Below are 25,320 nucleotides of genomic sequence, written 5' to 3'. Positions count from 1 at the left end.
GACATTTCGATCGGGACAGGCGGTATTCATGATACGCTCCAATCTTCTCATAGGGCTCACGATATTCGTGACCATTGTTCTGGTAGCACTCTTCGCGCCATGGATTGCCCACTATGATCCGGTCTCCAATTCCAATCTCCTTTATGCCGAAGAAGCACCAAGCGCGCAGTTCTGGTTTGGTACCGATGAGCAGGGCCGGGATATTTTTTCGCGCATCGTCTATGGCGCGCGTATTTCGCTGATGATAGGGCTTGCCATTCAAATGATGAATACGTGTATCGGCGTGTTGCTCGGTCTCTCAGCGGGCTATATTGGCGGCTGGTGGGACGAATTCGTCCAAGGCCTTACCAATTTGATGCTGTCAATTCCCACCATTGTCTTTGCACTGGCGCTGATGGCCGTGCTTGGACCTGGGCTTTTGAGCTTGTTGATTGCGCTCGGTTTGACGGACTGGGCCTATAGCTGTCGAATTTCACGTGCGCAGGTTCTAACCCAGAAATCGCAGAATTATGTGCAGGCAGCCCGCACGCTGGGTTTCAACAAGCTTTACATCATGATGCGGGAAATTCTGCCCAATATCGGTGGACCTTTGATCGTGGTCGCCACGATGGGCATTGGATCGGCAATTATGGCGGAAGCATCGCTGTCATTTCTAGGACTGGGCGTCGTTCCGCCAGCACCGAGCTGGGGGGGCATGTTGGCGCGTGCTCGTGAGCAGTTGATGGTGGCGCCATGGGTAGCCATTTTCCCAGGAATGGCGCTGTTTATTACCGTTCTCGGCTTTAACATGCTGGGGGATGGACTGCGCGACCTGCTGGATCCTCATGGGAGGTCAAAGCGCTGATGACCGACAATTCAATTTTACAGGTCGATGATCTCTCGATTGCGCTTCGGGCCAAAGGACGCACGTTCCCGGCGGTCAGCAATCTGGATTTTTCCATCCGGTCTGGCGAAGTATTTGGGCTGGTCGGGGAATCCGGCTGTGGCAAAAGTCTGTGCGCGCTGACGATCGCGGGATTGCTGCGCGAGCCGATGAATGTGACCCAGGGAAGAGTTCTTCTGGAAGGCCAGGATATTGGTCGTCTGCCCAACAAGGATCTGAGGCGTTTGCGGGGTGACCGCGTCGCCATGATCTTTCAGGAACCAATGACCTCGCTCAATCCCTTGATGACGATAGGCGACCAGATCGGCGAGATGTTCGTGCTGCATAAGGGGATGAACGCCCGTCAAGCTCGATTGAAGGCCATTGAGGCTCTGGAGCAGGTCCAGGTTCCAAGCCCGGAGCGACGCATCAAGGATTATCCGCATCAGTTATCCGGTGGCATGCGCCAGCGGGTCATGATCGCCATTGCGCTGGCATGCGACCCTGCGCTGCTTATCGCCGATGAACCGACCACTGCGCTGGACGTTACGATTCAAGCAGAGATTGTCGAATTGATCCTCGACCTGTGCACAGCGCGGGGCACCGCGGTGCTCATGATCTCCCATGATCTGGGGCTGGTGGCGCGTATGTGCGATCGTGTTGCTGTTATGTATGCTGGCCACATTGTCGAACAGCGCCCTGCAAGCGAAATCTTCACCGACCCGCGCCACCCCTATACGAGCGGCCTCGTCGCATCTCTTCCTCGTCTGGGGCGGCGTTTGGAGGAGGGGCGGTCGCGACTGACAGAAATTAAAGGTGTCGTTCCAGGTTTGATGGAACGTGACATGGGGTGTGGCTTTGCTTCGCGTTGTCCGCGGGTCAGCGATGAATGCCGTGGGGCTATGCCGCCGCTCACTCCCCTCGACGCACCGGGCTCGATTAGGTGTTTCCATCATGATTGAACTGAACTCCGATCTGGTACCTGCAGCCGGTAACCTCAATGAAAATCCAGAGGAAGTGCTGGCCATTCAGAATCTTCGCGTCCATTACACGGTTCGCGAAAACTTCAGGAAAAAGACCTTGAAGGCGGTCAATGGAATCTCATTGTCCATCAACGCTGGTGAATGCCTGGGGTTGGTGGGGGAAAGCGGTTGCGGGAAATCTACTCTTGCGAGCGCAATCATGGGGCTTGTTCCGATCACCTCCGGTTCCGTACATGTTCTGGGCCACGATATGGCAGCGAATGTGCGGAACGACCCTCTTACCCAAGCCCGCAGCGTGCAGATGGTATTTCAGGACCCGTTTGCTTCATTGAATCCACGCCGTACTGTACGCGAAGCGCTTGCCGCCCCTTTACGTCTCCATGGCATGAAGGACAAGGCTGAGATCGACGCGCGCGTGGTCGATATGCTGGGCAAGGTCGGCATGAAACCTGATGCGGCGAACCGTAGGCCGCATGAATTTTCCGGCGGTCAGAGACAACGCATCTGTATCGCGCGTGCCTTGATCGTACAGCCGAAACTTCTTGTTTGTGATGAACCTGTATCGGCACTCGACGTTTCCATCCGTGCCCAGATAATCAATCTTTTGTTGGAACTGAAAGATGAGCTAGGCATTGCGCTCTTGATGATTTCGCATGATCTGGGTGTCGTTGAACACATGAGCGATCGCATCGCAGTGATGTATCTTGGCCGTATCGTTGAGGAAGGCATCTGGAGCGATATCTTCACCAAACCGCTGCATCCCTACACGCAGGCATTGATCGCTTCGATCCCCGACCCCTTGGCTCCAACTGCTGGTAAACGCCGCATGCGAGGCGAGGCTCCATCGCCCCTCAACCCTCCGCAAGGTTGTGCCTTCAATCCTCATTGCCCATCGGCATTTGTTTCGTGCCGCTCTGGCGATATTCCCGCTTTCACCAATTCGTCGGACAGCTCTTTCCATCGAGCACGCTGTCACTTGTTAGAACAAGGCTAAGATTATGAGTCAGAATCCATTTTTGGTCGGAACGCTTGAACAGCCCACCATTGTTGTGCGTACTGGGCAAGACCAACAGAATCCCCATATCGGCTTGCTCACTATTGACGAGTGGACCGTCAAATGCGCGATAGGCCGCAATGGGTTGGTGGAACCGCAGTTGAAACGTGAAGGTGATGGGAAAACCCCCCATGGTCGCTATCCTTTGCGTTATGGCTTTTACGATCCTGCGGTTTTTGGCGATGAGCCACGCAGTTTCGATTTCCCATTTTTACCCAAGCCCGAAAACTATCGCTGGGTGGAAGATGTAGACAGTCCATTTTATAACCAGCTGGTTTTTGAAACCGATGAGACACAGGCTTCCCGTCGGGGGGAGTGGCTTTTCGATCTGATCATCCCTGTCGGCTGGAACGATGCCTTGCCTGACGCACGCGGCGGGTCTGCCATTTTCATGCATTCCGCCCGCCCCGACTTTAGCGGTACATCGGGCTGCGTCGTCGTAGCCCACGAACATCTGATGGAACTGGCACGCCGAGTGCGACCCGGCATGGTTATCGATATTGCGTCGGTCGATGGGCCACAAACGACCCTCGCACCGCTGGTGGCAACCCCGTCCACAGCCATAGAGGCGGTTACGTTCCATGGCTTGAAGCCAGGTCCGCGCCTTATTGTGACCGGTTCAGTGCATGGTAACGAGCCATGCGGCCCTTATGCGATCACGCGTCTGATCAGTGAATTCCGCAGCGGACAAAGGAGCCTGGAATGTGGCGCGGTAACCTTTGTGCCCGTCGTGAACGGGCTTGCCTTTCGTAACAATACCCGCGTCGGCGACCGCAATTTCAACCGTAATCTTTCCGAAAGTGCTATCCCTCAGGACAACGAGGATCGCGTGGCCAATATCATCTGCCCATTGCTACGCGCCCATGATGTGCTGATCGATCTACATTCTTTCAGCTCGGACGGGCCGCCGTTAGCTCTGATGGGACCGCGCAACAACGACGGAACACTTGAACCTTTCGCGCATCAGGAAGCGGAAGAAAAGCTGGCTAAGGCGCTTGGCCTTCCGATCATTATTCATGGCTGGTTACCAGCGCACGAAAAGGCACTTAAGCAAAAACGTGAAGCTGGCGTAACGGAAGGGCTGTCGTCCCTGCATGCCATAGGCACTACTGAATATATGCGATTTGCGGGTGGGTACGGTGTAACCGTCGAATGCGGTCAACATCTCGATCCCAATGGGCCGCAGGTCGGTTATGATTGTGTCGTTAACGGAATGGCGGCGCTGGGTCTGATCTCCGCACAGCCAGCCGTAGCTCAGCCATCATGGGTGCTTGAAATCAGCGATGCTATTCTGGCCGATCATAAAGATGATCGTTTGCTCAAACAATTTGCAGCAGGCGAGAAAGTTGAAAAAGGGAAGATCATAGGAAAACGTGCTGATGGCAGCGATATTGTGATGCCATACTCGGGGGCTGTGCTTTTTGCAGGAATAACAGCGCCGCTGCACACAGAACTATGTTTCTTGTGTAAGCCGAGCGATCGCCTGCATACTTGAAGGGCTGCAAACTCTCATCAACATTGGGTCGGCCAGAATGACGACCTTTACGAGCTTCGTAGCTCGAAGGTCGTCAATTCGCTGAATCTTCGCCTCTTTGTGTGTCCTATGGTGTCTGACCCGCAATCCAGGAGCGTGCGATTTTGAATAATTGTTGGTCGAACGAGAGGTTTATATTCCATTTCAGGTGTATTTGAAGAAAGGATTTCATCCTAGAAAGCCATTTAAATAATATTTAATTATCGATGAAATACGAAAATAACGTAAAATCATGTAGTTATTGCTTGTCATTGATAGAATATCAAATGAATAGTATTTCTTATGTGCAATAGAATATATTTTGTGGGAATGAAATATTGAAAACTATTATATGATGGGTGACAGGCCAGGGTCCAGAATGCGCTTGCCTATCTGTTACTGCTAATGGGGTTGGAGCATATCATCTGGCGGCGTTTGCTTGGTGGTTCGCCAGCAGGCCTGTATTATTCACAGGAAGGCGCAACCTATTTCGATTTATAGTTTCTATGAGCGCAACTTCGTTGGGCAGCATACCACTGGCGACCGCCGTCGCATCGCCAGCAACAGCGACAACACCTTCTTTGTCATTACATTTGACCAGTATTAAGTCGCGATCGTCTCCCCGGGCGTGCATAATGCACTGTGGTGGTGCAGGGTGTGGGTCCAAAAACGTACCCTGATATGCGTCAAGGCAGTATTCCTTGTCGATTAGCGCCATCAGTGATGCCTGCAAATCGCGCTGCTGAAAATTTCCGGCGATCACATGCGGTAGATTGACAGCTTTGGTTGCTACGATGGCAGGTATCCTTGTGACAGCAGTTGCGCCAAACCGATCAATCTCTGCCTTTCTATATGGTTCCATGGCCCTGTGATCACCCGCAATGAACAGAATACCGTGATCCAAAAATCCCATCCTGAGAAGCCCGTCATACAGATAGCCGATTGCCTGATCGGTCGTTCGCATGACGTATTCTTCACTATGATGTGCGCTTCCGTCAGGCGCCATGAACGGACGATGACTCCAAAATGTCTGTGCCGTGATGAAGTGACGGCCAGTCCCTTTCATGTGGGCAATCTCGTCCAATACGAGATCGAAAAGTTGCTTGTCTGGAACTGAATTGAATGGCCCTCTGATGGCTTGCTTGTCAAGGCGCGGGTCATGGTTATCGATGATCCGCTGATACCCTATAGCCTGCAGCCATTCTGCTTGGCCAAGAAATCCAAGATCGCCAGCACCGAGGAAAGTGGTTTGATAATCCAGTTTAGCCAGATTTAGGGGCAGAGGTTCGGGAATGTCAATGAAGTCGTCCAGGCGGGGCGATCCCCAAGCATTGAGTTTTGCTTGTTCAGGCACGAAGGGGAACGTCCCTGTGAGAAGCGAAACCAGCCCGCCGATTGTCGTCCATCCGTTGGCATGGAAGTTTGTCAGCGCGGTTTCGTTCTGCGCAATTGCATCCAGTCGGGGCGTCCAGTCTTCTATCCCGGAAAAATATCTGGAGTGATAGGCCGACAGACTTTCCACCACGACAACCAGTACGTCCAGCGGTTTGTTGCTTCCCGGATGACAGGTGGTTGGCGCGGATGTTGAGAGGAGTGTCCGTCGAAGATCATCGCTGAATGTGGTTTTCTTAAAAAAGCTGGCGTTTCGCTCAGCAAAGTTCTCGAATAGAGGTTTGTCGCCAAATGCGTAGACATAGGCAGGTAGATGAACAAGGTAGAACGCTGCGAGCATCCCTCCCACTGACAGGATAGGTAGAGGACTTAGCCGCGCGTTTGACCGGCCAGACACGAAGACAAAGCTGAAGTAAACTACAGCCCCGACGCCAATTGCCGCAATGACTACGATCCATCCTTGCTTCGCCGTGACGATGTTGAATCCTGTTCTTAATAGCGTCCTGAAGGAATCCATTTCGCCTGAGAATGTAACCGCGTCACTAATGTAAAGGCGTGTTGCAAAAAAGAAATAAGCCAGAATATCAATGATATAGATTAAAATTATCAAGATACAAAGCGCCCTGGCCGTCGTGGCCAGATAGCGTAATTTTGAATTTTTTCTGAAATATAGATTGAATGCATAAAGAAACAGCAGGGCGGCTAGAATAGCAGCGTCGTGCTGTATCAAGGCTACTGCGAAAGAGTCGGTCGCTGCCTTTCGCATTAGGACAAACTTGCCAGCAAAGAAAATAGCGAGAAGCGTGCACAGAAAGAGTTCGGGAAGCCTCAATAGGCGCAAAATCCGGTCGCTAACATTGCGGAAACTGGTGGCCGGTGAGTTTTTGTTCGACGAGCACTGCATCATGCTGATCCCTGGCATAATGTTTGCCGACTATGGAACGAAAGGTGACCGGGAGAGTCAAGCTGACCGTATAGGTGGGTTGTACCGAAAAGGGATGCGTGACTATGACAGGCTCATGCAAAAGACTTAGCACGGGCCAACTGTAGTTTTACGAAAACTTGCTTAACATTGATCGCGACGTATCTTCAGGCGATGTGCCCTCGTTAAGTCAAGTCATTCGGAACTGGAGTTTTCCACTTATTGTTCCTTGACGAGGAGATTGAGCCGGCCAGAATTCAAGTCTGCCTGCATCCAAAAGAGGTTTCTAAGTGCCTGAGGCGGCGAACAACGGGATCGCATCGATTTGGGCTTGTCATTTTGCCGTTACGGTCGAACTGTCAAGGCGCGTATCAATTCGAGAAAACCAGCCTTGAGCGCGGTGGCATCGTCGCCTGCACGCAACGCAATCTCATTCATCGCGCCGTTGAACAAAACAGCGAGCACATCGGGGCCTGCTTCAAACCGGATCGCGTTGGCGCTGATTGCTTCAGCCACACCCGCACACAGAAGATCGAAAGACAGTTCACGGTCCAGTGCTTCCCACCGTTCGCGACCGAGCACGCCGGGCGCATCGATAACGAGAATGCGGCGGCTTTCCGGTCGCCCCATATAGTCGATCCAGGCGACGGCGCCTTTCTCTAACATGTCGACGGGGTCGGTCAGCGCGTCGGTGGCGGCCTCGACAGCTTCGGCTGCTTCTGCAGCGAGATCGCGACAGACAGCTTCAAAAAGATCTGCCTTGTCGCGAAAATGGTGATAGAGCGCACCGCGTTTCACGCCTGCTGCAGCAAGAATGGCTTCGGTCCCTGTTTGTGCATACCCGTCGCGGGCGAACAGTTTGCGCGCAGCCTCAACCAAGCGTCCCTTGGTCCGGGTAGCACGAAGTTCATTTTTGGAGATTGGTGGCTCGGACATGGCGACTCTCTCATGAGGCAATTGACAGATAGTCTGTCTGTTTTTATAACTCACAAAAACAGATAGTCTGTTTGTTTTTGATTGGCAAGGAGCGCCCAATGCATTTTTCCGATCGTTACCCGATTGTCGTCACAGGGAAGAAAGACGAGGCGCGCGACTTCTGGGTCAAGCATCTCGGTTGCGAAGTGGTCTTCGACAGTTCGTGGTTCTGTCTGCTGGTGGCCGAAGGTAATAGCGCTTCTATTGCCTTCATGACGCCCGACCATCCCTCCGCGCCTCCCGGCCCTGAAAGCTTCAGCGGAACCGGCCTCTGTTTTGAAATGGAAGTGGCGGATGCCAAAGCAGCTTATGACGAACTGATCGCAAAAGGATTACCGGTAACCTATCCTCTTACCGATGAGCCGTTCGGTCAGCGTCGTTTCGGTTTTGCGGACCCCTCAGGGCTCTGGGTCGACATCGTTGAACAGATTGCACCGCAGGAAGGTTTCTGGGACAAATACATGATTTGAGGAACGGGGGCAGGAGCGCTTTCCACAGATTGAGGAGGCGTTCAAAACCTGACCCCTTCCAATCCTGTTATCAGATGGTTGATGGCAAGCCTGATCTTTAGCGGCAATGGAGTGCTGTGCCTCCATATGATCGATATAGGGAAAGTGATACTGTTTACGGGGGCAACAATTCCACAATTTTCCCCTTGGCGATGTCCTCTCCTACGAAGAAATCAGGCAGCAACGCTGTCACCCTCTCGGACACACTGATCGATGAACTCATCGGTGCACCGATGTGCAATCTCAACGTTCCTACACAATTGAAGAACTGGTTCGATCTTGTGGCGCGCGCAAGCGTTATTTTCCAATAGACAGAAACCTATCCCATCGGACTTGTGGAAGGTGTCGACGCTATCGTATTCAGTTCGCGCGGTGGTGTGCATGTCGGCCATGACAGCGATGCAGTCACTCCTTATCTGCGATCAGTTCTCGGTCTTATGGGAATTACGAATGTGGAATTCGTTTATGCGGAAGGCATGGACGTACCTCAAAGCAGGGTTCTGGGTATCGAAGCGGCCCTGAAACAGGTTGCGAACCTGGCCCGGCATCCCATGGTCTGTGGCTGATGTGATCAAGCTTTCTATTGGAGTATTTCATTTACGGGGGGACTCGTAGTCCCACCCCGCACGTCGTTTACTGCAACTGAGATCAACAAGCAGCACGATATCTGGTTGAATTGATCTTGAATTGATCCGGTAAAACGTGGTCGCAAGCCACAATCAGGAAACGTTACCCAGCCGTCGATCCCGATGTCGTCGAGATACGCGATCATTCATCTTTGAAAGTGGCGATCTGGATGCGTTATTGCTTGTCGCGCGGATTTCTCTGAGAAGTTGCTGATGAGCCGTGGAGTGACGACCGATCTGTTTACACAACTCGGCAGAAGGCAAACGCAGCCCGATTGGCTCTCAATGAGTTTAATTGCCTGTGAAATGATTTGTGGTAGCGTAGCCGGAGTGATTGTTGGCGTCTTCGTTCGTGAATAGGAACTGCAGTGAAACGCTGGGTTTTCTACGGTCTTTCGATATTGCTAGTTGCCAGCGCTGCGTATGTTGGGTGGCTTGACCTCAAAGGGAAGGATTCCGGAGCCCCTCCTGTTGCCGGACACAGCGATGGCAGGCGCGCCAGTTCGGCGAATAGCGAACATGCGGTCAAGGCTATCGTTGCAAAGTCGGGATCGCTGCCAGTACTGCGCAATACAATCGGCACTATAGTGGCTGTGGCATCAACAGCAGTGAATAGTCCGGAGACGGGTAATGTTGCAGCATTGAATGTTAAAGATGGCGCCATTGTCAAAGCAGGCGATCTTATTGCTCAGCTTGATGATCAGGCGATCCGTGCAAACCTCGGGAAGGATGCCGCTTCCGTTGCCAAGTCTCAAGCCACGCTGAACGATGCCGAAATTCAGCTGAAGCGCACGCAGGATCTGGTACAAAAAGGGGTCAGCACATCTCAGAGCGGTGACGATGCACTGGCCGCGCTGAAGGTTGCGCAAGCGCAGCTGCAAGTCGATCAGGCTCAACTAGCTGCCGACCAAGTGACGCTTTCACATATGCGCATTGTTGCACCTTTCGACGGACAATTGGGTGTCGTTCAGGTTTCCGTGGGTGCCTATCTCGCAGCCGGAGCACCCGTTGCAACGATTACGCAGATGACGCCAGTTTATGCAGAATTTACGCTTCCCGAAACCGATCTCGCCCGTATTCGTTCGACAATGACTGCCGGAATGTTGAAGGCTAATGTGACTGCAATCTCCGCGGATGGAAGGGACGTCACCGAAAGCGGCCCCGTCAATTTCATCGACAACGCGATTGATCCGGGCAGCGGCACTGTGCGTTTGCGAGCCACACTCGACAATCATTCCGGCGACTTCTGGCCGGGGCAGTCCTTGCGTGTCTCCGTCGAAGCGGGGCAGATCGATGATCTGGTGCTGGTTCCTGATGTTGCTGTCCAGCCGCAGGAAAACGGCTCTATAAGCTATGTGGTCAAACCCGACAACTCCGTTGAAATACGACCGGTGACGGTCGCTTTGCGTGCCAACGGCATGGCGGGTTTGAGTGCGGGTCTTCAGCCCGGCGAGAGAGTGGTTACGGAAGGCCAAAGCGCGCTCTCTAATGGCAGCAAGGTAAAATTGGCCGACGCAGAACCGGATACCAAGGTTTCATCCGACTGAACCGAACGAAGGTAGACTGGCAATGAATATTTCCGAGGTCTTCATTCGTCGCCCGGTAGCGACCATCCTTCTGATGATTGGCGGGTTGATCGGCGGGATTGCGGCTTACTATCAGTTACCAGTCGCGGCATTGCCTGAAGCGGACTTTCCGACCATCAACGTCTCCGCCCAACTCGCTGGCGCGTCGCCTGACACGATGGCCTCTTCCGTCGCAACACCGCTTATCAAGCAGTTTGAGACGATTGCAGGTATCGATACGATCAGCGCCACATCATCGCTTGGAAACACGTCGATTACGTTGCAGTTCGACCTGACACGCAATATCGATGCAGCAGCAGCAGATGTACAGGCGGCCATTACGCGCGCGCAACGACAACTGCCGGATAATCTCACCACGCCACCGAGCTATCGCAAGGCAAACCCCGCTGACGCGCCTGTTATCATTCTGGCCCTGACAAGCGACGGCGCGCGGCTGACCCAGATGGATGATATCGCGCAGAACATTATCTCCCCAGCCTTGTCGACTATCTCGGGTGTGGCACAGGCGCAGGTTTATGGTTCTAAGACCTACGCGGTCCGCGTGGAAGTGGATCCTGACAAACTCGATAGCCGAAATCTGTCGCTATCGGGCCTCGGCGATACCATTGCTGCAGCGAATGACCAGACTCCGGTCGGCACGCTGCAGAACAGCTCGCAAGCACTAACGGTTAATGCCAAAACTCAGCGCACGAATGCGGCGGAGTTCAAGGACTTGATCGTTGCAGGCAGTGGTAACCGTATCGTCCGTCTGTCCGATGTAGCCATGGTGCTGGATAGCGTGGATAACGTCAATCAGGGTAGCTGGCTGGATGGGAAGCAAACGATCGCTCTGGCGGTTCAGCGCCAGCCCGGTTCGAATACTGTGGCTGTTGTCGATGCGATCCGCGCCAAGCTTCCTGAAATCGAGACGGCGCTGCCTGCACAGATGCATATTGCGGTCGTCAACGATGCTTCAGCATCGATCCGTGCAGCGGTCGCAGATGTTCAAACAACACTGGCCATAACCATCGGTCTTGTGGTGTTGGTGATTTTCCTGTTTCTGGGGCAGTTCTGGGCGACGATGATCCCAGGGCTGGCGGTTCCGCTTTCTCTAGTCACGACATTTGCAGCGATGTATGCCCTCGGATTCTCCATCGACAATATTTCGCTATTGGCGCTGACGTTGGCAGTGGGCTTGGTTGTCGACGACGCCATCGTGATGCTTGAGAATATCGTCCGTCACGTGGAGGAGGGACTACCCCCTTTTCAGGCAGCTGTTGTCGGCAGTCAGGAAGTGACAGGTACAATCATTTCCATGTCGCTGTCGCTGGTTGCCGTCTTTTTGCCGATCCTTCTGATGGGCGGTATCGTTGGTCGGGTGCTGAACGAATTCGGCATGGTGGTCACGCTGGCAATTCTGTCCTCGGCGCTGGTCTCACTGACGGTCACGCCCATGCTTGCTGCCCGTCTGCCGCACAAACAGGCAGAACCCGGACGCATCGCGCAAATGTTCGACCGGGTGACCGCAGGCTACGGACGCGCTGTTGGCTGGTGTCTCCGACATCGGCTTCTGGTGATGTTGCTTTTCGTGCTGAGTTTCTTTGGTTCGGTATGGTCGTTCATGACATTGCCACGCAGCTTCTTCCCACAGGAAGATACGGGACTGGTGACCATCTCAACCCAGGCCAGACAGGACATCTCCTATCAGGGAATGAACGAATTGCAGAAGCAGGCGGCCGCCATCGTTTCTGACAATCCTGCGGTTGAGCATGTTACGGCGTCACTTGGAAGTGGGCCGGGTGGTTCGACATTCAATACAGGCTCCATGTTTGTACAGCTTAAAGCGCGAGATGCGCGCCCGCCGCTAGACCAGACGCTGAGTGAACTTCGGAAGAAACTTGCCGGTCTTCCGGGGCTGACTGCATATCTCACCCCGGTACAGAGCTTGCGCTTTGGCGGCCGTAGCACGCAAAGCCAGTATCAGATCGTTTTGCAATCGCTAGATGCCAACGAAGCGCGTTCCTGGTCGCAAAAGCTTGGCGACGCGATGAAAGCCGAGCCGGGCACTTTCGTTGATGTCGCTTCCGACCTGCAGGACAATGCGCTACAGGCTCACATTGATATTGACGACGACAAGGCGGGAAGCCTCGGCATAACTTCGGAAGCAATCCGCAAGACGCTGGAAGCAGCTTATGGGACACTCACGGTGTCGCAGATACAGACAACTGGCAACAGTTATGATGTCATCATCGAACTTGACCAGAGCAGGCCTTGGGATGAGACGATGCTGGGCGCACTTCGTGTTCCATCCGCGTCAGGCGTGCTTGTTCCGCTTGCAAGTTTTGCGACGATCTCCCGGACAAATGGTCCGGTAACGGTCAATCAGTCCGGTCAGCTCGCTTCTGTCACGCTCTCCTACAACCTGCCAGCAGGTGTTTCCCTTGGTACAGCGACAGATCGTCTGGAAAGCCTGCGTAACGAGATCGGCATGCCGGTTTCCGTTACAATGCGTCCGTCCGGTGCGGCGCAGATATTTGCTCAATCGACCGGAAACATGGGGCTTCTCATCTTCGCGGCGATCGCAACGATCTATATCGTTCTGGGTGTTCTTTACGAAAGTTTCGCCCATCCGCTGACAATCCTGTCCGGCCTGCCATCGGCGGCTTTTGGTGCGCTGGCGACATTGCAGCTTTTCGGGTTCGATCTTTCGATCATAGCGCTTATAGGTCTTCTCATGCTGATCGGCATTGTGAAGAAAAACGCGATCATGATGGTGGACGTCGCCCTGACACTGAAACGGGATGAAAATCGTGCACCGGACGACGCCATCCATCTTGCCGCCATTCGACGGTTTCGCCCGATCATGATGACGACTTTCTGTGCGCTTCTTGCGGCGGTGCCCGTCGCACTCGGTCATGGACAAGGTTCGGAGCTGCGCCAGCCGCTCGGTGTAGCGGTCGTGGGTGGTCTGATTTTAAGCCAGGTGCTGACACTGTTTATCACACCGGTGATATTCGTGGAGATCGACCGACTGGCAAGCCGTCGCTGGTTCCGGCGGGAGAAAATTGTCGGACAACCACAGTAGTTTTTCGCGACGGCGGTTCAGTGCAGCAAATAAACGCGCCGATCAGTTGCTACTACAATTTCGGTGCGGCACGCTTCCGGACAGGATAACTCGTCAGCGGATTGAACGACAGGTGCGAGAATTCTGAGCGAAATCCGTTAAACTCGCTTGGAATGCAATATAGTATGCTTCACTCTATGGTACGTTCTCATTTCGGAGGATTGTCGCGTTGAAAAATCCGTTGATCGTAGCACTTTGCGTCCTGACACTTGTAACCTTTGGCCATTCCGCGTTCGGTGCATCAATCGGCGGGGGCAATCCTTACCCCGTCAGCAACTATAAATGTAAGGACGGTACCCATCTGGCGGTGCGCCTTTTCGGGGATCGGGCTTCTGTATCTGTCAATGGAAAAACGGCTATTGATCTACCTGCCGTGGGGAAAAAAGGTACGACCTTTTCGAATGGCAAGCGGACGCTGACCATTGTGCAGGGGCGCCTTTCATGGGGTATAGGGCGAGCTGCGCCTTCCGCCTGTACTGGCGGCTAAGGTGAAGTGTAAGCGCATTCCACTCGAAGGCTGAAAGGTCAGACGGCCTGCCACAATCGTTGGCTACTACATCAGTAAATTTGGGCTGGGTCTGCTTAAGAGGCGAATAACTTTGACATCATATCTCTCAAGTTACCTCGGGATCGACCATGTGAAAGTCCGTTCCGGGTGTAATCTTGGCTGTCTATTACTGCTGGGCAGAGCGCTGCAGGATAGGCGGCCAGCGGAACTGCCGAAACCCGCTTATAGCACTCATTGAAACAGCAAAAAGCATTGTTAGAGAGAATTCGGTTGACTCCTCTATTTATTTACTCAACTTTAGAAAATAAATAGGGAGGGGTCGCATGAGCATACACCTCGGCATGGTGTTAAAAATCCTGCGTGATGAGGGGCCGCAATCGCGCGCCGAACTGGCGCGGCGTTGCGGATTGTCAGCTACGACCCTCACGCATCTCACCGCGCAACTGCTCAAGGATGGTTGTATTGCCGAAACCGAAGCTCCTGTTCTGCCTTCCGGATCGTTGGCACCAGGCAGGCCGCCAGTCAGTGTGCGTCTGGTTCCGTCGGCTCATTATGTTGCTGGCGTGCATGTCGGCGCTGAGGTTGTGCAGGTGGCAATTTGCGATCTGACGGCACAGGTGATTACAAGCGCTACCTTTGATCACGCTGCAAACGATAATCCGCTGAAACTGACGCATCAGATAGCCGATGTTCTGCGTGATCTCGTACGGAGCAAGGGTATTTCTCTGGGTAGCCTCGTCGGCATCGGCATGGGTGTTCCAGGGCCGGTCGATCAGGCGCGCCGTCGCAATTTATTGTCGATTAATACCGGCTGGCGCGATGTCGCTTTCGCCGATGCAATGGAAGCCGAACTGAATATTCCAACCGTGGTCGAACAGAATGTTACGGCCATGGCTTTGGCCGAGGCCCATTATGGCATAGGGCAGGGCTGTCCGGCTGTCCTTTATGTTTATCTGCGCACGGGTCTCGGAGCGGGTCTGGTGGTAGACGGCATGCCGTTCCGCCCCGGCGGTCATGGGGCGGTGGAGCTGGGGCACATCCAGATCGACCCACAGGGTGCGCTTTGTGCCTGCGGCAATCGCGGCTGTCTGGAAACTTTTGTTTCAGAACGCGTGTTGCGCGAGCGTGGAGCTGACGGCGGGGAACCGCTTCTTGCGGCGGTCGCACGTGATCCGGTACTGCATGATGAAGTTGCTGGCCACTTTACAACTGCGCTTGCCAATGCGGTCAATCTGCTGACACCGGATTTGATCGTGCTCGGTGGGCATTTTGCGGAAGCGCCGGAGGCTTTCTACGAGCGTTTGCGATGCGACCTGCCGCCACGGGTGCTGCCGCATATGCGCAATGTCTTGCGGATAGAACGCGGCGGTTTCGGAGATAATGCTGGTGCAGTGGGCGCAGCTGCAGTTGCATTGGACCACTTGTTTTACTCGGGAGTATCCCGATGAACGCACGTATGACAGGCCTCGGCCTTAATCTTCTTTCCTTTGCAGTGGGGATAGGATGCTGGCACCTCCTCACGGCAACGGGTGCGGTGGTGTTGCCTGGTCCGGTCGATGTGCTCAATCGGGCAATGGCTCTGCTTCTGAACGGCCAGCTCGTGGGAGACATATTCGCCAGTCTGCGCCGGGTTCTCTCTGGCTTCGTGCTGGGCGTGGCGCTTGCTATACCTGTAGGCTTTCTCATGGGGTGGTATCGTATTGCGCGCAGCCTGATCGAGCCGTGGGTTCAGTTCTTCCGAATGATTCCGCCACTGGCAGTGATTCCGCTGGCCATCGTGACACTGGGCATTGATGAATCGCCAAAGATTTTCGTCATCTTTCTTGCATCGTTTCTGTCTTCTGTTGTGGCTACCTATCAGGGTGTAATCAGTGTGGACCGTACGCTTATCAACGCCGCTCGGGTGCTGGGTGCGAAGGATGCGACAATCTTCGCCCGCGTGATTGTCCCCGCGTCTGTTCCTTTCATTCTGGTGGGCGTGCGCATCGGACTTGGGTCTGCCTGGGCAACTGTGGTCGCTGCTGAACTGATCGCGGCCCAGTCGGGACTTGGATATCGCATGCAACAGGCGCAGCTCTACTACGATCTGCCGACCATTTTCGTGAGCCTTGTCACAATTGGTATCCTCGGGCTGTTCATGGATCGGCTGCTTCAGGCGGCTGACCGTCGCCTGACACAATGGCAGGAGCGGGCATGACACCTAAAATATCCTTCAACAACGTAGTGATGCACTATGGCGGCTTTCTCGCTCTGGATCGGCTGAACCTCGATATTGCCGATGGTGAATTCGTAACGGTGGTAGGTCCGTCCGGTTGCGGAAAATCCACTGCAATGAATATTGCGGCCGGGCTTTTGCGACCGTCGAGCGGTGATATTCTTGTTGGTGACAAGCCGGTTGCTGGTCCCGGGCCGGAGCGTGGAGTCATTTTTCAGCAATATGCGCTGTTTCCCTGGCTCACCGTGCGTCAGAACGTTGAATTCGGCCTCAGCATTGCAGGCATGTCGCGCGCGAAGCGGCGCGAGATCTCCGATCATTACCTGTCTCTGGTCGGCCTTGCGGATTTTGCCGATGCTCTGCCGAAAGCCTTGTCAGGTGGCATGAAGCAGCGCTGCGCCATTGCGCGTGCTTACGCTGCCGCACCTGAAATCCTGCTGATGGACGAACCGTTCGGCGCGCTTGACGCGCTGACGCGTGTACATATGCAGGACCAGTTGCTTGACGCCTGGAGCCGCGAGCAGCGCACGGTGATGTTTATCACCCATGATGTGGATGAGGCGGTTTATCTCGCAAATCGCGTCATCGTCATGGCGGCCCGTCCTGGCAGGCTGGATCAGATCATTCCGGTTGATCTCCCATATCCGCGCACCGAGGCCATTCGTCTTTCCCCGGAATTTGCAGCCATCCGTAACAGCGTCTGGCATGCCGTCTACCATCAGAAGCCACAAACAGGCCAACAATCGTCACACGGTCAATAATGAGGAGATGACCAGATGAAAAGACGCGCTTTTCTTGCAATGAGCTTAGCATTAACCCTTCTGCCCGCCGCTGCCCTTGCCAACAATATTCCAGTGCGTGTCGGTTATATTGCGGATTACTGGGGCACCAGCATCACGGCGATTGCCAGCGAGCAGGGGCTTTGGGAGAAGCACGGTCTTGAAGCTGACACGCGGGTATTTACCAACGGCCCCATTCAGGTACAGGCACTTGGTGCCGGTAGCCTTGATTTCGGCTATATCGGCCCCGGCGCGTTGTGGTTGCCTGCGAGTGGCAAGGCCAAGATTGTGGCCATCAATTCGGTGGGGTTTTCAGATCGGGTGATCGCGCAGGAGGGCTTCAAGTCGATGGCCGACCTGAAGGACAAGAAGATTGGTGTCCCAGAAGGCACCTCTGGCGATATGCTGCTCCGGCTCGCTCTAGGCAAGGCAGGGATGAAGCTGGATGATGTTCAGGTCGTCAAGATGGACCCATCTACGGTCGTATCGGCCTTTGCTTCCAAACAAATCGACGCTGCGGGCATTTGGTATCCGTTGATTGGCACGATCAAGGAACATGTTCCCGGTATGGTGGAGCTGGCGGCCAATAGCGACTTCTTTCCGGAGAAAACGTTTCCAAGCGCGTTCATCGCGCGCAACGAGATCGTGACCGAAAATCCAGAGGCGGTGAAGCGTATGATCGCGGTCATCAAGGAAGCCGAGGATTTCCGCACTGCAAATCCGGAGCAGTCCGTCGACATTACGGCAAAGTTTCTCCAAATCGAAAAGGCCAATCTGGAGACGGAAGCCAAAAACGGAAAGTCGCTGACGAGTGAAGAACTGGTCAAGCTCACCGGCGACGGATCGGTTAATGGCTGGCTGTCGGGCATGGCCGAGATGTTCGTTACCTTCGGCAAACTGGAAAGCCCGCTTGATCCGAAAGACTATTATCTGGCCGATTATTTCGCTGCGAAATGACGAGTCGCCGTCTGCGCGAAACGAACCACGCGCAGACGGCGGATCCCGGAGCGGCTTTGAATTGTGCAGATAGTTCAGAGCCGCTCAAACCCATGCCCGTCGGGGCTTTCCCCGCCCTCTCTTTTGCCTACAGGAAATCCACAATGAACGTCCTCTATATCGACATTGACAGCCTGCGCCGCGATCATCTGGGCTGCTACGGTTATCATCGCAATACGTCGCCGGTTATCGACGCTATCGCGCGAGAAGGCGTACGGTTTGAAAATATCTATGTTTCGGATGTTCCCTGTCATCCGTCGCGCACCGCGCTGTGGTCGGGCAGGCACGGTTTTCGCACAGGGGTGGTTGGCCATGGAGGCACGGCCTGCGAGCCTTTTCGGGAAGGTGCGAGTCGTGCATGGGCAGGCACCTTCTATGAAGAAGGCTGGATGAAAGCTCTACGTGATCTAGATTATCATACCACCACCATATCGAGCTTTGGTGAGCGCCATGGCTGCTGGCACTGGTATGCCGGTTTCAATGAAGTCATGAACTGCGGCAAGGGTGGCATGGAAAATGCCGACGAAATCGTGCCACTGGCTATAGACTGGATTGCACGCAACAAGTCACGCAAATGGTTCCTGCATGTCAATCTGTGGGACCCGCATACCCCTTATCGCGTGCCGGAGGAATGGGGTGAACCCTTTGCCGGTGAGCCGCTGCCCGATTGGATGACAGAGGAGGTTCTGGCAAGAAGCATTGCTGGGTATGGTCCGCACAGCCCACAGGAACCGACCGGGTTTTCTGCAGACAATCCACATGCGCATTACACCAGAATGCCAGCTCCTATAAACTCAATGGAGAAAGCTTCGGCCTGGTTCAACGGTTATGATGCCGGTGTCCGCTACGCAGATGAGCATATCGGCCATTTGATCGCAGCATTGAAGCAACATGGTCTTTATGATGACACGATCATTGTGATCAGTGCCGATCACGGTGAAAATCTGGGTGAACTGAATGTTTGGGGAGACCATCAGACGGCGGATGAATTCACCTGCAACGTACCACTCATCATTCGCTGGCCGGGGCAGGCTCCGGGCGTAAATCACGGACTGCACTATCATTTCGATTGGCCTGCAACATTGATTGACGGGTTGGGCGGAAAAGTGCCGTCGGTTTGGGACGGAAAGTCGTTCGCACCTGCAATGCGTCAAGGCGAGAATGGTGGACGCGATTACCTCGTGCTCAGCCAAGGCGCATGGGCCGTACAGCGCGGTGTGCGTTTCCGGCATCTGGACGAAGATTGGTTGATGCTGCGGACATGGCATGACGGGCTGAAGGATTTCGGGCCTGTCACGCTGTTCAATCTCACATCCGATCCGCATGAGCAGAAGGATCTATCCCAAAGCTGCCCGGATATCGTCGCGTATGCCAGCCGTCTGCTCGATGAATGGCACGGTACAATGGCCGAACGTAGCGACCAGGATATCGATCCTCTTATGACTGTTTTGCGTGAAGGCGGTCCCTATCATACGCTGGGTGAACTCCCTGCCTATCTCGAACGGCTTCGAGCTACGGGGCGGGGCAAGCATGCCGAAGCTCTTTCATCACGTCATCCGCAACGCGAGAAGGAAAAGGCTACTTTGCGATAATAGAAGGTCGAAATACTCCGGTTGCGATTTGGCCCGCGAAGCAAAAATATTTGTCGTCAGTAATAGTCGTATTGCCGAGACATGCGGAAAAGCAAAAAGACAGAGCATTTCTAATGATTTAATCAAAACAGGAAATGCTCTAGATTCTCGATCGGGATAAACAATTCGCGGAAGTGCCAATGCGGTCGGCACTTCGATATTGTTCACGTCGTTGCGGCAACCAGGCGTCTGCAGGCGCTGACCAGATCTGGTTCCGATAGCAACGCACCGCCGACGAGGTACATGACATCGTTGCCGTAGGCATCGCGCATTTCAGGGATGCGGGCGAAAGTCATGCCACCGCCGGGTGCCGCGACGATGGCCTTCGGGCCACCCATATCAACGGCACAGGCCTTTGCGATCGACTGGCATTCCGCGCGGGTAAAGCCGAAGCGTCCGCCGAAATTCGGATAGACCACGGCGTCCGCGCCCATCAGACGGTGCAGCGTGCCGAAAAAGGCGCGGTGCGAGAAGCCACAATCGGGTGAGACGACGTTGGCACCGGAAAAGGCTGGATGCGAGACGATGGGCAGGGAAAAGTTCGGGTCGCTGGCAAGTGTACGCACGACGTCGTAGCCTGCGAGGGCCGGAGCGATCATGACGCCCCCTGCGCCGTATTCCTGCGCCTGTCTTGCCCGCTCGATGATCGCAGTTGCAGGACCCGTGATGTTGGGAACGAAACTCGTGCGACCGCCGCTTTTTGCATTCGCCTCGCCGATAGCGTCGACACATGCCTTAAGCCGCTCCCCGAAGGGGGCCGTTTTCTGGTCGACAAGGCCGTGGTCATCCTTCACAAAATGCATGCCGCCCAGCGCAAAATCATGAGCGAGGCGGGCAAGGGCCGCAGTCGAAAGGCCGACCGGCTTGATGGCTGACATCAGCAACGGCTTTTGGCCCACGCCAGCCCGAGCCCGCAAGCCTTCGATGCCGTGGCGCGGTCCCTTGCACAGATCAAGCAGACCCGGCGACAGGTCGATATCCTCGACCTTGATGCCCGGCTTGATTGAGCTATTGCCGAAGATGATGTTGAGAAATTGCAGGAAATCTCCGCCGACATCATCCTCCGAATAGGAAATTGCGGCGAGAAAACCCGGCTTGCCTTCGGGGGCTTTGTACAGGCTTTCCAGCCGACCGAGTATCTCGTCTTCGACATAGCCTTTCGGCACGACGTTGCGTGGAATTTCTACAGTCTGTTCCAGCGCAATATCGAGTGCGCGCGCCTTGGCCTCCGCTTCGTCGGCGGCGCGCACAAAATAGGTGACTGTAAAGCGCGGCGCCATCAGAGCGCCTCGGCCTTCTGTGCAGAATGCACATGATCGAAGCGAACTTCCGCCAGTTCCTCCTCTCCGATAGCGAGCTTCTTGCCGAGAAGCCCTTCAATTGCTGAAACCAGAGCGCCTGCGTCAAGCCCATATTTCTTCATGAGATATGGCTTCGATGCACCGTGCGCAAACGTATCGTTGAGGCCAAGACGCTTGAGGCGGATGCCGAGCCCTTCTTCCGCAAGGGTTTCCGCAACCAGCGAGCCGAGGCCGCCGACGATTGTGTGGTTCTCCAGCGTAACGATGCCCTTCTTGCCACGCGCGGCTTTCAGGAGGCCGTCCCTGTCGAATGGCTTTAGCGTCGAGGCGTGAAGATGATGGATGCCCACACCACGCGCGGCGAGTGGGCCGGTGGCCCGCAGGGCTTCTTCGGTACATACGCCGGAAGAGACGACGAGAATATCTTCACCTTCCGAAAGCGTACGCAGCTTGTTGAATTCAAAGGGCGTTGAGAACAGACGGGGCACTTCGCCGCGTAGGATGCGTACATAGACCGGACCGTCGATGCTGTCGGCGACTTCCAGTACGGTCTCAACTTCTGTCGCATCGCCTGTTTCGAGGATCGTCATATTTGGCACTGCGCGTAACACGGCAATATCCTCAATCGCCTGATGCGTAATGCCACCCGGCGTGGTGATGCCGGGAAGGAACCCCATCAAACGCACCTTGCGATTGGAATAGGCAATCGAGTTGATCAGCTGGTCATACGGGCGGCGATAAAGGAAAACCGAGAAGGTATGGATGAATGGCCGGTAGCCCTGCATGGCGAGGCCGCCAGCGAAGGAGAGCATGTTCTGTTCGGCCATGCCGAGGGTGAGAAATTGCTCCGGATGCCGGTCGCGAAAGCCGTCGACCTCACAGGAAGAAGTGAGGTCAGCAGAAAGGCACAGAACTTCCGGGCGTGCGGTTGCGAAGGCTTCGAAAGCCTTGGCATAGGGGCGGTTGACGATTTCGACCATGGTCAGGCCCCTTCCATCACAGTGAGATCGATGCCGAGTTCGGCGGCAAGTGCCGTCTGCATTTCCAGCCTCTCTTCCGCGCTCTTGAAACGGACATAATGCAGGCGCGGGAAGCGCTTCTTCAGGAAATCCATGCCTTGGTAAGGCGAGGTATTGGCGAGGATGATGAGTGGCTTGCCAGACTCTGCGCTTTCAGCGGCTGCACGTAGCGCCCCCAGATCATGGCCATCCACCGAACGGCAGGTGACGCCAAAGGACGCGACACGGGACGCAAGGTCGCCGAGATCCAGCACGGAGGACATGGCCCCGTCGCATTGCTGGCGGTTCACGTCAACGATGACGCGGATGTTGTCGATCTTGTGATAGCTCATTGCTGCGAGACATTCCCAGGTTTGGCCTTCCTGGAATTCGCCGTCAGACATATAGACCCAGACTTTGCCGGGCTCCTTTTTTCGCAGTCGCGCCCAGGCAACGCCTGACGCCATAGACAGCCCCTGCGCCAGCGACCCCGTAGTTACTTCCATGCCGGGGCTATGTTCGGCACCGATCATTTCGACGGAACCGCCATCTTTGTTGAAATGATCAAGCGCGTGTTCGTCCATCCGTTCCATCTCAATCAGCGCGGAATAGATGACGAGCGCATAATGGGCAGGCGAGATGAAAAAGCGGTCGAAACTTGGCCCGACGGGGCCATGATATCCGGCACCGGTGAAAGCATCCGGATTATGGGCAGAGGGTACGCCCCCGAAAGGCAACGGTACTTTCGGCAGGGTCGGTTCACCAAGCGTCAACAACTCATTATAAAGCAGCGCAAGGCTCTCGGCAGCGGAACAGGCTTGGCTCAGATAGCCGCCATTGTTCTTCATCGTATGGAAGAAGACCCGTCGGCGAATACCGAGTGCGATATCCTCCGTGGATTTTTCGTTGGTCAGAACCATCGTCTCAGCTCCTTTCCGGGAAGAGCGCTTTCAGTCCTTCGGACGAGGGCGTGGCGATGCCGCGCTCCGTGATGAGACCTGTAATAAGGCGCGCGGGGGTGACATCGAAAGCGGGGTTAGCGGCGGGGCTGCCTTCCGGCGAAATGCGGACGCTCGCAATGGAACCGTCAGCTGCACGGCCCTGGACGAAGCTCACTTCGTCGGCAGCCCGTTCCTCTATGGGGATTTCCTTGACGCCGTCATGTACCGTCCAGTCGATGGTTGGCGAGGGAAGTGCAACATAGAAGGGCACATCATTGTCACGTGCTGCGAGCGCTTTGAGGTAGGTACCAATCTTGTTGCAGACATCACCGTTTGCCGTAGTGCGATCGGTGCCGACGATGACCATGTCTATATCGCCATGCTGCATCAGATGCCCGCCAGCATTGTCGACGATCAGCGTGTGCGGCACGCCATGGCCATTCATTTCCCAGGCCGTCAGATAGGCGCCCTGATTGCGCGGACGCGTCTCATCGACATAGACGTGGACCGGGATTCCTTCCTCGACGGCCATATAGATCGGCGCGGTCGCGGTACCATAATCGACGGTTGCAAGCCAGCCTGCGTTGCAGTGGGTAAGAATGCGCACAGGCTCGCCCTGCTTCTTCATGGCAGCAATCTTGCGAATGACATTGAGACCGTTCGCGCCAATTGCGCGATTGAGCTCGACATCTTCTTTGGCGATCTCGGCGGCGCGCTGGTAAGCAGCATCCGCGCGTTCGGCTTGCGGCAACGGGCGTAGATAGTCGCGCATCGCATTCAACGCCCAGCGCAAATTGATGGCGGTCGGGCGCGTCTCGTTCAACTCTTCCCAGACGGCATCAAGATGCGCATCGGACGAGTCTTTCGCCATGGCGATAGCCACGCCATAAGCCGCCGTGACACCGATCAACGGCGCACCGCGCACCCACATATCGCGGATCGCATCGGCGACATCGGCGACAGTTTTCAATGTTACGACACGGAATTCATGCGGCAACCAGCGCTGGTCGATGATGTCAACAGAGCGACCGTCTTCGTTCAGCCAGATCGTATGGTAGTGGCGTTCTCCGACTTTCACGCGAGAATCTCCTTTTCAAGCCGCTCCACTGTCTCGCGGATATCCCGAAGGCTATGGATGCGCTGCCGATTGACGGCGAGGTGACGCCCGAACTTCAGCGCCTTGCTCTCGCAAGAAGCGCGGCGGTCGGGGTCGACGATGTTTTCGAAATCAGCATTATGGGCAAGGCCCAGGATGCGGCGATGGGTTTCGATGCCAGCAAAGCCCAGCATTTCGTGCCATATCTCATTGATGACGATGTTGAGTGACTGTTCGGCGGCAAGCGGGTCCTGGCGATCTTCGAAGAGACTTGCCTGATAGAGGATGCCCTTGCGCTCCGTGCGCCACAGAGCGGCAAATTCGGTGCGGAACGTTTCCCACAGCATGTCGATCGTATTGAGAAGATAGGCGCGCATGCTGTCGCGAGCGCCGGGTGTAGTCTCGTGACCGGCCTGTGAAAAATAGCTCATCCAGAAATTGGCGATCAGCATACCGACGTCGAAGCTGATCGGACCGTAAAAGGCAAATTCCGGATCGATGACGCGGGTTTCGTCGTCGGTCACCATGACCGAACCGGTGTGCAGGTCGCCATGGCAGAGTGTTTCGGCCTTGGCGGAGAAGATGTGCTTCAACCGCTGCGCTTCTACCTTGAGTTCACGGTCTGCGCGCAGCTCGGCCACGATTGGATCGAGCTGCGGCGTGGTGTGATGATTGAGCTTTGCCTCGAAATAGGGATCGGAAAAGACGAGATTTTCCGTGATGTCGCAAAGCTCGACATTATCGGAGAACAGGGCGACATCCGCCTTCTTTTCTCGTGTCGCCATGGAAAGGTCGGAACCGCGAAAAAGGGTTCGAGCAACGAAGAGGCCGAGGTCACGACCGATCTTGGGAAGTTCGCGACCGTCAATCAGAGCGCGGCGCAGAATGATGTGCGGTGTCAGGAATTCCATGACGATGATTGCCTGCGCTTCGTCAAAGAACAGGACTTCCGGCACCATGCCCGGATCGCGTGCACCTTGGCGCTTCAGGGCATGATACTCGAAGAAGGAGCGCTTGAGCGGAAGCGGCCAGCTTTCGCCGACAAGTCGCACATAGGGCAGTGCTTGTTTGACGATCACAGCGCCCGCTTCGCCTGTGACGATGAAAACGAGATTGAGGTTGCCGTCACCGACTTCCCTGATGGTCCAGCGCGACGAATCGCTTCCGACCCTCTCTTTCAGGGCGGTGTTGCTGCCAAGCCGAACCGGTAATGTCTCTGTACTCAGCGCCTCGAAGACGTGGCTGTCCATAATGCTCTCCTCCTGCGCATGGGCCGCCTCCACCATGCGCCGCCATGCCGTCTTTCCCACAGCTAAGGCATCATTCTGTC

19 protein-coding genes and 1 pseudogene are annotated in these 25,320 nt (G+C 55.1%); 13 read left to right on the top strand and 7 right to left on the bottom strand.

The annotated features are described in order from the left end of the window. The first annotated feature begins 28 nt into the window (after positions 1–28). The 4 genes from F9K91_RS01730 to F9K91_RS01715 are packed head-to-tail and all read left to right on the top strand — an operon-like array spanning position 29 to position 4,394. A complete protein-coding gene (locus F9K91_RS01730) occupies positions 29–844 on the top strand; it encodes an ABC transporter permease (RefSeq protein WP_061346818.1) in 816 nt (271 codons plus the stop codon). Continuing rightward, positions 844–1,824, top strand: coding sequence for an ABC transporter ATP-binding protein (locus F9K91_RS01725; RefSeq protein WP_151556304.1), 981 nt, complete (start codon positions 844–846; stop codon positions 1,822–1,824). Before F9K91_RS01730 ends, F9K91_RS01725 begins: the two co-directional genes overlap by 1 nt. Further along, positions 1,817–2,839 (top strand): ABC transporter ATP-binding protein, encoded by a 1,023-nt coding sequence (locus tag F9K91_RS01720; RefSeq protein WP_151677034.1) that lies wholly within the window; start codon positions 1,817–1,819, stop codon positions 2,837–2,839. Before F9K91_RS01725 ends, F9K91_RS01720 begins: the two co-directional genes overlap by 8 nt. A gap of 4 nt (positions 2,840–2,843) precedes the next feature. Beyond that, positions 2,844–4,394, top strand: coding sequence for a L,D-transpeptidase family protein (locus F9K91_RS01715; RefSeq protein WP_151677033.1), 1,551 nt, complete (start codon positions 2,844–2,846; stop codon positions 4,392–4,394). 439 nt (positions 4,395–4,833) lie between these two features. On the opposite strand, the gene F9K91_RS01710 is transcribed toward F9K91_RS01715, so the two are convergent. After that, positions 4,834–6,726 (bottom strand): LTA synthase family protein, encoded by a 1,893-nt coding sequence (locus F9K91_RS01710; RefSeq protein ID WP_151677032.1) that lies wholly within the window; start codon positions 6,724–6,726, stop codon positions 4,834–4,836. A gap of 345 nt (positions 6,727–7,071) precedes the next feature. After that, positions 7,072–7,662, bottom strand: coding sequence for a TetR/AcrR family transcriptional regulator (locus F9K91_RS01705; protein WP_151556308.1), 591 nt, complete (start codon positions 7,660–7,662; stop codon positions 7,072–7,074). A gap of 98 nt (positions 7,663–7,760) precedes the next feature. Here F9K91_RS01705 and F9K91_RS01700 point away from each other — a divergent pair, with 98 nt between their 5' ends. The 9 genes and pseudogenes from F9K91_RS01700 (at position 7,761) to F9K91_RS01655 (ending at position 19,615) form a co-directional block, all read left to right on the top strand. Beyond that, on the top strand, positions 7,761–8,171 hold the full coding sequence (locus tag F9K91_RS01700) for a VOC family protein (protein WP_151556309.1): 411 nt from the start codon (positions 7,761–7,763) through the stop codon (positions 8,169–8,171). A gap of 191 nt (positions 8,172–8,362) precedes the next feature. Continuing rightward, a pseudogene (locus F9K91_RS01695) lies at positions 8,363–8,776 on the top strand (FMN-dependent NADH-azoreductase). A 614-nt stretch (positions 8,777–9,390) separates the two neighbouring features. Beyond that, entirely contained in the window at positions 9,391–10,383 is a 993-nt protein-coding gene (locus F9K91_RS01690) for an efflux RND transporter periplasmic adaptor subunit (protein ID WP_235912734.1), read from the top strand. A 22-nt stretch (positions 10,384–10,405) separates the two neighbouring features. Continuing rightward, positions 10,406–13,486: an efflux RND transporter permease subunit gene (locus F9K91_RS01685; RefSeq protein WP_151677031.1), complete on the top strand. Its 3,081-nt coding sequence runs from the start codon at positions 10,406–10,408 to the stop codon at positions 13,484–13,486. An 870-nt stretch (positions 13,487–14,356) separates the two neighbouring features. Beyond that, on the top strand, positions 14,357–15,481 hold the full coding sequence (locus F9K91_RS01675) for an ROK family transcriptional regulator (protein ID WP_151556312.1): 1,125 nt from the start codon (positions 14,357–14,359) through the stop codon (positions 15,479–15,481). Further along, the gene (locus F9K91_RS01670) at positions 15,478–16,230 is read left to right on the top strand and encodes an ABC transporter permease (protein WP_151677030.1); all 753 of its coding nucleotides are present in this window, start codon (positions 15,478–15,480) and stop codon (positions 16,228–16,230) included. Before F9K91_RS01675 ends, F9K91_RS01670 begins: the two co-directional genes overlap by 4 nt. Next, a complete protein-coding gene (locus F9K91_RS01665) occupies positions 16,227–17,009 on the top strand; it encodes an ABC transporter ATP-binding protein (protein ID WP_151556314.1) in 783 nt (260 codons plus the stop codon). The genes F9K91_RS01670 and F9K91_RS01665 overlap by 4 nt, the downstream gene beginning before the upstream one ends. A gap of 15 nt (positions 17,010–17,024) precedes the next feature. Further along, the gene (locus tag F9K91_RS01660; protein ID WP_151651304.1) at positions 17,025–17,984 is read left to right on the top strand and encodes an aliphatic sulfonate ABC transporter substrate-binding protein; all 960 of its coding nucleotides are present in this window, start codon (positions 17,025–17,027) and stop codon (positions 17,982–17,984) included. Between the two features lie 143 nt (positions 17,985–18,127). Then, positions 18,128–19,615: a sulfatase gene (locus F9K91_RS01655; protein WP_151677029.1), complete on the top strand. Its 1,488-nt coding sequence runs from the start codon at positions 18,128–18,130 to the stop codon at positions 19,613–19,615. A 203-nt stretch (positions 19,616–19,818) separates the two neighbouring features. Here F9K91_RS01655 and F9K91_RS01650 read toward each other — a convergent pair whose 3' ends face one another. Genes F9K91_RS01650 through mtnK form a run of 5 tightly spaced genes read right to left on the bottom strand, consistent with a single transcriptional unit; the run spans position 19,819 to position 25,240 of the window. Further along, complete coding sequence (locus tag F9K91_RS01650) at positions 19,819–20,934, bottom strand: RuBisCO large subunit C-terminal-like domain-containing protein (RefSeq protein WP_151677028.1); 1,116 nt, start codon at positions 20,932–20,934, stop codon at positions 19,819–19,821. Then, complete coding sequence (locus tag F9K91_RS01645; RefSeq protein ID WP_151677027.1) at positions 20,934–21,935, bottom strand: transketolase family protein; 1,002 nt, start codon at positions 21,933–21,935, stop codon at positions 20,934–20,936. The genes F9K91_RS01650 and F9K91_RS01645 overlap by 1 nt, the downstream gene beginning before the upstream one ends. 2 nt (positions 21,936–21,937) lie before the next feature. After that, positions 21,938–22,873 carry a transketolase gene (locus F9K91_RS01640; RefSeq protein WP_151651300.1) on the bottom strand — a complete coding sequence of 312 codons (936 nt, stop codon included), beginning with the start codon at positions 22,871–22,873 and terminating at the stop codon, positions 21,938–21,940. Between the two features lie 4 nt (positions 22,874–22,877). Further along, a complete protein-coding gene (gene mtnA, locus F9K91_RS01635) occupies positions 22,878–23,972 on the bottom strand; it encodes an S-methyl-5-thioribose-1-phosphate isomerase (protein ID WP_151677026.1) in 1,095 nt (364 codons plus the stop codon). Beyond that, positions 23,969–25,240: an S-methyl-5-thioribose kinase gene (gene mtnK, locus F9K91_RS01630; RefSeq protein WP_151677025.1), complete on the bottom strand. Its 1,272-nt coding sequence runs from the start codon at positions 25,238–25,240 to the stop codon at positions 23,969–23,971. Before mtnK ends, mtnA begins: the two co-directional genes overlap by 4 nt. Positions 25,241–25,320 lie beyond the last annotated feature (80 nt).

The sequence above is a fragment of the Brucella tritici genome, assembly GCF_008932295.1.
GTDB lineage: Bacteria > Pseudomonadota > Alphaproteobacteria > Rhizobiales > Rhizobiaceae > Brucella > Brucella tritici.
Note: the sequence above shows the minus strand (reverse complement) of the source record. Positions and strands in the feature narration are given on the sequence as shown.